Origin of the sequence: Dapis hubbardiae BLCC-M172, assembly GCF_050016015.1 — a bacterium.
GTDB lineage: Bacteria > Cyanobacteriota > Cyanobacteriia > Cyanobacteriales > Microcoleaceae > Trichodesmium.
Genome location: NZ_JBNHEQ010000297.1, coordinates 92,700 through 103,890 on the forward strand (window position 1 = coordinate 92,700; position 11,191 = coordinate 103,890).

General features: G+C 35.2%; 8 protein-coding genes. 3 read left to right on the forward strand and 5 right to left on the reverse strand.

The features are described 5' to 3' along the window. Positions 1-2,415 (reverse strand): AAA-like domain-containing protein (locus ACP6PK_RS27785; protein ID WP_426564540.1); only part of this gene is annotated, 2,415 nt, incomplete at its 3' end. Positions 2,416-2,852: 437 nt separating this feature from the next. Further along, positions 2,853-4,076, reverse strand: coding sequence for an AAA-like domain-containing protein (locus ACP6PK_RS27790; RefSeq protein WP_426564542.1), 1,224 nt, complete (start codon positions 4,074-4,076; stop codon positions 2,853-2,855). Between the two features lie 202 nt (positions 4,077-4,278). On the opposite strand from ACP6PK_RS27790, the gene ACP6PK_RS27795 reads away from it, so the two are divergent. Beyond that, positions 4,279-4,578 (forward strand): TRADD-N-associated membrane domain-containing protein, encoded by a 300-nt coding sequence (locus tag ACP6PK_RS27795; RefSeq protein ID WP_426564544.1) that lies wholly within the window; start codon positions 4,279-4,281, stop codon positions 4,576-4,578. 219 nt (positions 4,579-4,797) lie between these two features. Beyond that, positions 4,798-5,550 (forward strand): class I SAM-dependent methyltransferase, encoded by a 753-nt coding sequence (locus tag ACP6PK_RS27800; protein ID WP_426564546.1) that lies wholly within the window; start codon positions 4,798-4,800, stop codon positions 5,548-5,550. Positions 5,551-5,574: 24 nt separating this feature from the next. On the opposite strand, the gene ACP6PK_RS27805 is transcribed toward ACP6PK_RS27800, so the two are convergent. From ACP6PK_RS27805 to ACP6PK_RS27815, 3 genes are all read right to left on the reverse strand, one after another. Further along, positions 5,575-6,501, reverse strand: a complete 927-nt coding sequence (locus ACP6PK_RS27805) for a spermine/spermidine synthase domain-containing protein (RefSeq protein ID WP_426564548.1) — start codon at positions 6,499-6,501, stop codon at positions 5,575-5,577. A 414-nt stretch (positions 6,502-6,915) separates the two neighbouring features. Beyond that, positions 6,916-8,481 carry an NAD(P)H-hydrate dehydratase gene (locus ACP6PK_RS27810; RefSeq protein ID WP_426564550.1) on the reverse strand — a complete coding sequence of 522 codons (1,566 nt, stop codon included), beginning with the start codon at positions 8,479-8,481 and terminating at the stop codon, positions 6,916-6,918. 141 nt (positions 8,482-8,622) lie between these two features. After that, positions 8,623-9,426 (reverse strand): hypothetical protein, encoded by an 804-nt coding sequence (locus ACP6PK_RS27815; protein ID WP_426564551.1) that lies wholly within the window; start codon positions 9,424-9,426, stop codon positions 8,623-8,625. A gap of 370 nt (positions 9,427-9,796) precedes the next feature. On the opposite strand from ACP6PK_RS27815, the gene mnmA reads away from it, so the two are divergent. Next, a complete protein-coding gene (gene mnmA / locus ACP6PK_RS27820) occupies positions 9,797-10,888 on the forward strand; it encodes a tRNA 2-thiouridine(34) synthase MnmA (RefSeq protein WP_426564560.1) in 1,092 nt (363 codons plus the stop codon). The last annotated feature ends 303 nt before the right edge of the window (positions 10,889-11,191 follow it).

Genomic DNA, 11,191 nt, shown 5'->3' on the forward strand with positions numbered 1-11,191 from the left:
ACTAAATGCTACACCATAGACCGAACTCTTATGGTCGGTGAGAGTCTGCAATAAATTCCCCTGACGGTTCCACAACTTCACTGTTTTGTCATCACTTGCAGTGGCAATAGTCTCTCCATCGGGACTAAATGCTACACCATAGACCGAACTCTTATGGTCGGTGAGAGTCTGCAATAAATTCCCCTGACGGTTCCACAACTTCACTGTTTTGTCATCACTTGCAGTGGCAATAGTCTCTCCATCGGGACTAAATGCTACACCATAGACCGAACTCTTATGGTCGGTGAGAGTCTGCAATAAATTCCCCTGACGGTTCCACAACTTCACTGTTTTGTCATCACTTGCAGTGGCAATAGTCTCTCCATCGGGACTAAATGCTACACCATAGACCGAACTCTTATGGTCGGTGAGAGTCTGCAATAAATTCCCCTGACGGTTCCACAACTTCACTGTTTTGTCATCACTTGCAGTGGCAATAGTCTCTCCATCGGGACTAAATGCTACACCATAGACCGAACTCTTATGGTCGGTGAGAGTCTGCAATAAATTCCCCTGACGGTTCCACAACTTCACTGTTTTGTCACCACTTGCAGTTGCTATAGTCTCTCCATCCGGACTAAATGCTACACCATAGACCGAACTCTCATGCGCCTCAAAATGTTTAAGTTGGTGATATTTTTGTTCACTTATTATGTTTACAACTTGCCTAAGAACATTTGTTACTTTGATTCTGTTTTCAGGCAGAGGCTGAAATATCAGGTTAGGGCGTGGTATTTGTTTAACTGCCCTCAACGCTTGTCGCAACGCCTCAAAATTTTTGCCAGACTCAGCAAGTATTTTAGAAGTAATACTTTTCTGCAATGCTTCTGTTTCCGCCAACTTGAAATTTGCTCGCAAAACTCTAACTCCAGTAATAGCTGCTCCTACAAGCGATAGTACCAATACTGCAAAACTTCTTCGCAGTCGCCTTTCTGCTTTCCGTTCAGCCTCTTTTAATGTTTTGTTTGCCTCTACCACCGACTGTTTATCAACTTTCTGAGAAGCAGTCAAAAAGCGATAGTCGAGAACACTCAAACTTTTATCCCCTGCCCACACTAAAGCATCAGCCAAAGTTTCACCCCGCAATAGTCGCGACTCATCTTGACATCCCGACTTTTGCCAAGCAGTAAACGCCTCGGAGTAGGGGCGTAACTTGGCTAACTCCTCTTCTACCCACTGGAGATTAAATACTTCTCGATAGATATAATTCATAACTTGCAACTGACTTTGACGTTTGACAACCAAACCTGTGAGGCGGAGTTCCATTTGTTCGGGGGTGTCGTTTGCTACGATCCCCCCGTTAGAAAGGGTGTGGGGAGAGGGGGGAGTGTGGGGAGTGTGGGGAGTGTCAGACCCACCCCTAACCCCTCCCAGGAGGGGAATATGGGGAGAGGGGGGAGAAACTACTAAATTAACTGTTTGGGGGATCGAATTTAAAACCTGCTGATACAACCCCAACAACCGACTTGCCTTTTTTTCATTTACCAAGAGGCGATCGCGAATTGTCCGTAAATGTTCTGGGTTATCGTGATATTCCCAATTATTAATAATATAAGTCCGAACCAACTCTGCTACATCGGGAGTACGACTATCATTATTTTTAACAATTATTTGACACAACTTTTGAGTTAAAACAGGTTGCCCACCAGTCCATTCTAAAATTTCAGCTAATACCTGTTCTGGATTTTCTACCTGACTTTCTAAACCAGGAGTTAGGAAATCTTTTGCTTCTGCAAAACTAAAACCTGTTAACTCTATCGCCCTACCAATATTAAAAGGAGTCCGAGTTTTATCAGCAATTAAATTAGAAGGAGTTGCCACCCCAAATAAAGCAAAAGATAATCGTTTATATTCAGGATTTTCTGCCCGTTTATTATGGCAAGCACGAATCAGAGCAAAAAAATCATCGGTGGGAAAATCAAGACTAATTAAACTATCTATCTCATCAACAAAAATAACAATATTTTCCCCAACTTCCCGAAGCAAAACTTCTCTTAAAAAATCTCTAAATTGTTGTACTGGAGATAAATATTCTCTTTCTTTTAACCACGCTCGCCGATTAATACTCAAGTCAAAATTGCTAACTAATTCTTGAATAATACCCCGATACCATTGCTTGGCATTAATTTCTTGACTACCGACATCAGTTAAGTCAATTGCAGCACAGGCAAACCCTTCTTTTTCTAATCTCGCCTTAGTGCGTAACATTAAACTTGACTTTCCCATTTGTCGGCAGTTCAACACATAACAAAAATATCCTAATTTGAGGGCATCATAAAGATTTTCATCTGCTTCTCGCGTCACATAACTAGGAGCATCAGCAGACAAACTTCCTCCTACTTGATATTGGTAATTTTGGTTTTGTTTTGTATTCATAGAAGTTAGGGAAAATTAATTATTATGTTAAATATAAAATTGTCATTGCGAGGGGTGTTTAGCAGCAGTAATTTTTGTAGGAAAATCTACTCACCCCCGAAGCAATCTTAGTAATTCTCATTGCGAGGGGGGGTTTGTAACAGTAACTTTTGTAGTCAAGTCAACTAATCCCCTGAAGCAATCTCGCATAGTTGAATTTTATTAGTTATTTTAATGGGATTGCTTTCCTACGGAATGCTCCGCAAACGTTCCTCGCAATGACAAACTAAGAGAAAATTGTCATTGCGAGGGGAATTTACCACAGTAACTTTTGTAGTCAACTCAACTAATCCCCCGAAGCAATCTCGGATAGTTGAATTTTATTAGTTATTTTAATGGGATTGCTTTTCTACGGAATACTCCGCAAACGTACCTCGCAATGACAAATTATAAAATAGTTATTTCAAACGTTCATAAAAATATTGCCGATATAATTCACATCTGGGAACAACATCATTACCTAGTAATTTTACTAATCCTAAACTATCCAATTTATAAGTCAAAAGGGAATCTATATTTACAGATTCTTTTGCCATAACAACTTTCTTAAAAGCTGCTTTGAGTTCGGGATGAGCTTCTAAAGTTGACAACAATTCTTGCAAATGACTGCGATAAATTCCTGCATTAGTTGGTGCTTTTTCTAATAGCTCCGATAAGTTTGAATTTTGATGATTTTTTAAATAAGATAAAGCCTGATCTAATAAAAAAGGATGCCCTCCTACTAAATCAGTTAACTGTGTCACTTGTTCAGCTTGTAAATTTAATTTATAAATTTCAGTAAGTTGACGTACTTGCTCCGAATTAAACTCTTTTAACTCGATAGGTAAACCCACATTAAAAGGAGATTGATTAATATTTAAAGGAATATAAACTTCTGTAGAATGAACTACTACTAACCGTAACTTTTTCCAGATATTTTTTCGCTTTGCTGTCTCATGCCAAGAACGTAATAATGGCAAAAAATCTTCAGCAATTTTATGGGGAAAAATTAGGTGAATCTTATCTATACATAAAACTAAAGCTTCTGGGATTTTTGGTAATAAATACTCTTCAAAATAAGTATTACATTTAGTTTTACTCCCATCTTCTTCACACCAAGATTCACTCAAATTCTCTTTCGGCAAATTTAATTCACGACCGAGACAACTACAAAACCATCGCAAAAACTTATCAAAATTTCCAAAAAGATGAGTATCAGCATCTAATAAATTAATAGATGCCGTTTGGTAGTTATGTTTTTTTCCTTGCTCTAAAATTCTATTAGTTAGCAAAGTTTTACCCATTTTTTTAGGAGCTTGAATTCTGATTAAAGAGCCTGGTTGTAAAATAGTTTCATCACAAATAGATTCAATGGGTGGTCGTTCAATATAAATAATCTTTTCTGCTTCTGTTTCTTTTTCTGGTATTTGAGCGATCGCTTGCCAATCAAAACCTAATTTCTGACATATTTCGGTAAAATAGGAAAAATCTACAGGTTTGCCGTTGAGAAAATTAGATACAGTTGAATAAGCAATACCTAATTCACTAGCTAGAGCTTTTTGACTAGGAAAATTATTACGTTGAACAGCCGATTTAACTTTTTCCTTATATTCTGGTGCAACTCTCAGGGATCTAGAAGACATAACTTAGCTATAATAAAAGCTAAATAAATCTATAAATACTTACGCTACATTTTAGCACTACTCAGTCATCAGTCTAGAATTTTTGATTAAGTCAGTCACAAGTCAGACAAATTATTTTATATCAACAAGCTGAAACTCAATCATCTGTATATTTTAATGAAATTGTAGAACAAAACAAGGAATGAACAGAGGAGTTTCAACTATGACTATATCTAATAATAATCAAAACTCTACCCTGAATACAATGGAGCAACTTGTTATTAAAGAACGTCTGCGTCAAGCACAATTAAGCTTTAATATTGTTCTAGGCTTAACTATAATTAGTGGCATTATTAGTGTAACAGGTGTAGGACTTTTACTCTCAGGGAAAACTTCTGAAGGAACAGCCACAACTGCAGGCGGACTTGCATCACAAATTGTTAGTGTTGGCTTACTAAAAATGACTCAAGATAGTAATGAAAGACTTGATAAAATAGCCACCGAATTTCTAGATGAAGACTAGAATAAACTAATAGTAGGGTAGACAAATCTTTATCCTCCCTACTAAAATTACATGAGACATTTGTGAAAAAATACTAACAATTAAGTAGTTAAGTCTAATTAAATGTTAAAAAAAATTGTAGGGGCAGGTTTGAGTGAAAGCCTTGACTTAATAGATATCTAGTTCTCAAAACCCACCCTGTCAATATTCCATTTATTTATACTCAACTACTTATGAAAAATGAACAATAATTATCAAGTCTGGAAAACGGCAGAAATTTCCCAAAAATATCTTTCTGGTGTCAGGAGTGCTATTCCTTTAGCTACTGAACAAATTGAGATTATCTTGAGAATTATTCAGACAACTAAATCCCAAGTAAATAACTTTTTAGACTTAGGTTGTGGTGATGGTATTTTAGGTCAGGCAATTCTCAGTCAATACCCTGATTCTCAAGGAGTATTTTTAGACTTTTCAGACGCAATGATTGAAGCTGCAAAAAGCAAAGTTGCTGATAATTATCAAGGTAATTCTGAATTTATTATTCAAGATTATGGTCTGCCGGAATGGGTAAATAAAGTTCAAGAAAAAGCACCATTTGATGTAATTGTGTCAGGATTTTCAATTCATCATCAACCAGATACCAGAAAACAAGAAATCTATCAAGAAATTTACCAATTATTACAGCCTGGAGGATTATTTTTAAATTTGGAACACGTTGCCTCACCATCTAAATTAATTGAGCAATTATTTGATGAATTATTTGTTGATTCTCTCTATGCTTTTCATCAAAGTCAAGACACAAATAAATCCAGAGAAGAAATTAATAGGGAGCATTATAACCGCCCAGATAAAACAGCAAATATTCTTGCTCCTCTAGAAACTCAATGTGATTGGTTACGAGAGATAGGTTTTATCCATATTGACTGTTTTATGAAGTTATTTGAAATTGCTTTATTTGGTGGTATTAAACCAGAATTAAAAGTAGAAATATAGTAATTTTATTATTAATTTTAAATCTCAAATATGAATAGACTCTGGTGGAGCTTTCAAAGTATATATCTGAGTTTCTGTAGCGATCGCCTGTCGTATATTGAAAGGTAGTTGCAACATACCCAATAAAGAAATACCATCCATAAGTTTAAAACCACCTGTAGTTTTTTCTGCCAACAAACGGTCTACTTTTTCTGGGTTTGGTGTAGAGGAAAATTCTTTTTCAGAACAAATAATAAACCCTAGCGGACATCCATAACTGGTAGAATAAGGAATAAAAGAACTAACATAACTAAAAACACTTTGTAAAGTTTTAACTACACGAACATGAAGATACATTTCAGCAGGAGAAGTTGAACCTGCTTGTATTATAAACGAGCCATCAGCAGACAAAACTTGGCGAATTTTTTCAAAGTATTCTTGAGTAAATAAAGGAAAAGATGGACCAGACTCAATAGGATCTGTCAGGTCAGAAATAATTACATCCCAAGTTTCTGAAGAAGACTCTAAAAAATTCTGAGCATCATCAATAATTAATTCTACACGGGGGTCTTCAAAAGCATTTTGGTGCATTTCGGGCAAATACTTTTTGCAAGCTTCTACAACTTCCCCATCTATATCAACCATAACTACTTGCTCAACAGTTTTCCAGCGTAATACTTCTCGTATTGTTGCTCCTTCTGCTCCTCCAAATACTAAGACTTTGTGTGGAGACCCATGAAAAATCATAGGTGGATGTACTAAACTTTCATGGTAGAGAAATTCATCTTCGGTGCAAGACTGCCACTTGCCATCTAGTATTAAAGCTTTACCATAAACACCTTCGACTATATACATTTCCTGATACTTGGTTTTTTGATAAACCAGAACTTTATCAATACCATGTTTATAAATATCCCAGGGTGTAATTTGTTCAGAAAAATACAAATCTGTATTAAGATTAGCACCTGCCATTGATTATTTTCCTCCGGATCGGTATTTAATTATAGCATTTTGAATAAGGAATAAGGATCAAAGGAAACTGTCTGAATAATTTTAGACTTAACAACAGTTTCCTACTTGATGAAGTACATATATTCATGGTTTTAGGGAGTAGAAAATATGGGTCTAAAAAATATTTACCCCTTCAATTTTACCACATTAATCTGGAATCTCCTTTAACAACTGCTTATATAATTTTGAGGCAAAGATAAAGGGATATTTCAATTTCCAGATTCTCTTTTTCTTATCCAACCAAGAAAGGTTACATAGTAATCCTAAATGATTTGTGAGAGAAATCTGTAGGGGTTTGGTCTCCTTTCCCCAAGCATAAATGGGATTTGGAAACCAAACCCCTACGATAAAATCTTACAACCTATGGGCAAATTGCTATATTTTTTCTATTGCTGGTATTAAATATTGAGTCAAGGTAAAAGCATCTACTCCTAATTCGGTTCGTTCTTTTGTTGCTAATATTGCTGCTTGGGCGTGCCACCAAACTGCTGTTTTTACAGCTTCGAGTGGAGGAATTTTTGTTGAAGTAATAGCTAATAAACCTCCGACTAATCCTGTAAGTACATCTCCACTTCCTCCTCTTGCTAATGCGGGAGTGCTTTCTGGATTTATCAATATTTTTTGACTATTGGCAATAATTGTTTTTGCTCCTTTTAAAACTATGACAAGGTTACTATTTTCAGCAGATTTTTGAGCTGCTAATATCCGATTATTGAGTTGATTTACTAAGTGAGGAAATAGACGTTTAAATTCTCCTACATGGGGAGTAATAATTGTTGGTGCTTGACGTTGATTTACTAAAGAGTTATTTGCTAAATTTCCACAAATATTTAAAGCATCAGCATCTAAAACTAAAGGACAATTTACAGATAATATTTTTTCTATTATAGATGCAGGTTCTATAGTTAAACCAGGTCCGCAGGCAATGGCATCAAATTTACTTAAATCTATATCTTCTGGTAATTCTTTTATTGCTCCAGTTTCTGTTTCAGGGCAACCAATAATTAGTGCTTCTGGTAAATGATTATTTAGTATTGATTTAATTGATTCTGGTACAGCAATTGATAACATTCCTACACCTGTTGCTCTGGCAGCTAATCCTGTTAAAATTGCTGCGCCACTATAACGATGGGAACCTGCAATTAATAATAAATTACCATTTTTATATTTATAGGTTATTGGTGAAAAAGGTAAGGGTAAATTTTCTATAGCAGATGTTTTTGTAATTCTCTCAATTGTAGGATATTCTCCTAAAATTGCTGTAATATTTGCCAGGGGAATATCAAAGTCAATTAGTTCAGATGTACCAATATATTCTAGAGCTTGGTCTTGTAAAAATGCTTGTTTCCACAGACCTAAACAAAATGTGTGGGTAGCACAAATAGCTGTTCCTAAAAGTTCTCCTGTATCTGTATGTATTCCAGAAGGTAAGTCAATACTAAATATTTGTTTTTGCCAACTATTAATTTGATTGATATTTTCAGCTAAATCTCCAGATATTTCCCGTTCTAAACCAAAGCCAAATAAACCGTCAATGAGCAAATCACAATTTTTGAGTAGGGAAATATTTTCGACAAAATCAACTCCTAAAGATTGGAGATATTTGGCATGAGCATTTGTTAATTCTTTCAGTTTAGGAATCGGGCGATAAACTATTATTTCATAACCTTGAAAATATAATTCTCTGGCTATGACTAAAGCATCTCCACCATTATGACCAGGACCTACTAATACACCTATTTTACCAATATTAGGATTTAATAATTCTTGGATTTTTCGTGTTACTAATCCTGCCACTTTTTCCATTAATGCGGCTACTGGCATTCCAGCAATAAATATTCGTTCTTCTATTTGTCGCATTTGTGCGGCAGTAACTACAAATCTAGGGAGTAGGGAGTAGGGAGTAGGGAGTAGGGAATAGGAAGTAGGGAAATTAGACATAATTAATAATTGATAATTAATAATTAATAATTGATAATGAATGAAAGAGTTTTTTTAATTGTCACCCCGTGAGAAACTTTATACATCAATGCTTTTAGAATTAATCAGCAACCCCTAATTATAAATTATTCATTAATTAATCTAACGACCAAAGTAAATATCTACATTAATAAACCCTGAATCTAATAAATAGCGTTGCCATTTTTCTGCTATTTCTCTCTCTTCAAAAGGTCCTATAGCTAAATTTTCTGGTGTTTCTGTTACCTGAATTCCCTTGTCAGGAACTCCCAATAATGCCAGTCTATATGTGATTAGAGCTAAATCTTTTGACTTACTAGGAATTAGTAAGTAATAATTTTCTGTATTACTAAGTCCATAAGCTATTGAATGCCTAACTGGAGGATATACACTGCGTGCTAAAGTTGTAGGTCTTAAAGGTTCACCAAATGCTTCTCCAGGGTTGCGTCTTGAATATTCCCCATTAATGCCTTTTTCTGCTAAATAATCTAATAAATTTAAGGCAAAAAATAATTCAGAAAAGCTTCCGACTTGAATAACTCTTGCATCTCCAAAAGAGCGAAATACTGCTCTTGGTTCAATTTGTTGCCGAATAATCCCTAACAAAATTCGACTTTCTGACTCAATATAAACAACATATCGTAAATTGGGAAATGGATTTGGTTCTATAGGATTAAATATTGGTTCTTGTGGTTTAGTTGAAGGTGTTATTGTTGATGGTGGTAATTTTTCCAGAGGTTTTGGATAACTATAAATTTCTGTTATTAGTATTTCGTTTTTTGATGTATTGTTGTTGGGAATAAAAATTGTGTTTTGGCTTTGATTTTGATTGTTGGCTAAGGTTTTAGTTTTGATGACTTCTCCTTGGGATAGAGTCTGATAACTTAGGGCTAAAACTCCTCCGAATATAATTGATAATAATGACATTTTCGATTTTTTGTAGTATATTATTACATAATGTTGATTTAGCATGGTTAATTACTCTGATAAATGATGATTTTAGAGGTCGATAGAACTAAGCTTTTTGCCTTCCCATTTTCATTAAAAATGAATACCAGGATTAATGAAAAAAATGAACAGAGAAAAAGAAAGTCAGAAGTTAAAAGTAAAAAGTAAGGAAATTGCTTAAGAGTATACTGAGTAAGCTCCGTCTTGAGAGACTGTATAACCTAATTTTATCTGAGGTACAAAATTAGTTTTTTTTAAGAAGTAGGGAGTAGTAATTTGTGAAACAGGAAATAGAAAAGAAGGTAGAAAAAATTTATAATGCAAGATAAATACATATAGTTTTGATTTTATAAACTTAAATCCAATGAATAAAATTATAGTCGGTCTTTCCGGTGGAGTTGATAGTTCTACAGCAGCAGCAATATTACATTATCAAGGATATCAAGTTGAGGGCTTAACTCTTTGGTTAATGCAAGGAAAAGGTCAATGTTGTTCCGATGGAATGGTTGATGCTGCCTATATTTGTGAACAATTAGGTATTCCCCATCATATTGTCGATACTCGCGATTTATTTCAGGCAAATATTGTTGATTATTTAGTAACAGGTTACAGTGCCGGAATTACTCCATTGCCTTGTTCTCAATGTAATAAAACTGTTAAATTTGGCCCTATGTTGGCTTATGGCCGTGAAAAATTAGGTATTGACAAAATTGCCACGGGGCATTATGCACAAATTGATTATGATTCAGAAAGCGATCGCTATCTATTAAAACGTGCCGTTGACCGTAACAAAGACCAGTCTTATTTTCTGTATGATTTAACACAAGACTTACTAGCAGGTTCAGTATTTCCTCTAGGAGAAATGGTCAAAAGTGAAACCCGACGCATTGCAGCAGAATATGGTTTAAAAACTGCTGATAAACCAGAAAGTCAGGATTTATGTCTGGTAGAAGCTAATGGTTCGATGCGAGAATTTTTGGATAAATATATTACTCCCCATCAAGGTGAAATAGTTGACCAAGAGGGGCGAGTTTTAGGACAACATGATGGTGTCCATCATTATACGATTGGCCAAAGAAAAGGTTTAGGAGTTTCCGCCTCTCATCCTTTATATGTAATTGGTTTAGACCCAGTGATGAATCGGGTAATAGTGGGCGATCGCGACAGTGCGGCCAAAATTGAGTCTACTGTGAAGTTGGTTAACTGGGTTTCTATTGCCCCACCAAGTACGCCAATACACGCAGAAGTGCAAGTAAGATATCGCAGTTCACCTGTAGCTGCAAATATTATTCCTTTGGGTATTAATGAAGAGAAACCCCAAGATGGTTTTCGAGTTAAGTTAATGTTTGAAGAAGCAGTTTTTGGTATAACTCCCGGACAAGCTGCGGTTTGGTATGAGGGAGATATTTTGTTAGGTGGAGGGATAATTAATAATGAATAATTAATAGTGGATAGTGGAACATTAAACTATCTCTAATTATCAATTATCCATTGGTAAGTATTAGTTTGTAGTCTGGATTTTAGTTGATTATTAAAGCTGAAAATTCGGACTAGAAAAAGTAGGGGGTAATTGCCATTCGCCCCTACTTTTTTATTGTGACTATATTTGAGAATTTAAGAATTCCCGCGTCAGTAATGGCGACTCCTATAAATTATCCATAATTATATTTCTCAAATTTTCCTTTGTGGAAATTTTTTTCATAGCTAAAGCTAGAGTAAATATCGGTGAGTCGGCAAATTTTTT